The 596-nt window shown below is 34.4% G+C and carries 1 protein-coding gene; it reads right to left on the bottom strand.

The window, feature by feature from the left end; genetic code table 11:
* A partial coding sequence (locus P7D84_RS13720; protein WP_311806787.1) for a DNA topoisomerase occupies positions 1 to 596 on the bottom strand: 596 nt, incomplete at both ends.

The following is a 596-nucleotide window of genomic DNA, read 5'->3' as shown; positions in this document are numbered from 1 at the left end:
TTCAGGATAATTTGAACAACCATAAAACGATTTTTTTAATACAATATTGTTGCCACACTTAGGACATTTTCCTACAATACTTTTTTCTGCTTCTTTTTCTTTCTGTTCCTGGTAATCAGAAAAATTTAGTTTTTCTATATCGTTAGGTACAGCTTCCAGTAAATGAACAATGAATTTTTTGATATTCGTAATAAAGTTCTCTTGATTGCCTTCTCTTTTACCGATTTTTTTTAAATACGTTTCCCATTTAGCCGTCATTTCAGCACTCGTTAAAAGGTGCTGACTTTCAACTGCCTGGCACAATAATTTTCCTTTTTCAGTTACAACAAGCTTATTCTTAATCACTTGGATATATTCTTTTTGTTTTAACGCTTCAATAATACTTGCTCTTGTCGCTTCTGTTCCAATCCCCTCAACTTCTTGTAAAATCTTGATTGCTTCTTCATCATCAACCGTTTTATTCGCCGTTTTCATAGCAGTTAATAATGTACCCTCTGTAAAAGCTTTTGGCGGTTGCGTTTCTTTTTCAACACTCTTAACACCAACTTCGGCACGTTCGCCAATGATAACGAGTGGTAACGTTTGAACGTCCTCTT

Origin of the sequence: Enterococcus dongliensis (genome assembly GCF_031927985.1) — a bacterium.
In the GTDB taxonomy this organism is placed as follows: Bacteria; Bacillota; Bacilli; order Lactobacillales; family Enterococcaceae; genus Enterococcus_A; species Enterococcus_A dongliensis.
The sequence above is the reverse complement of the archived record's forward strand: the minus strand, read 5'-3'. Positions and strand labels throughout refer to the sequence as shown.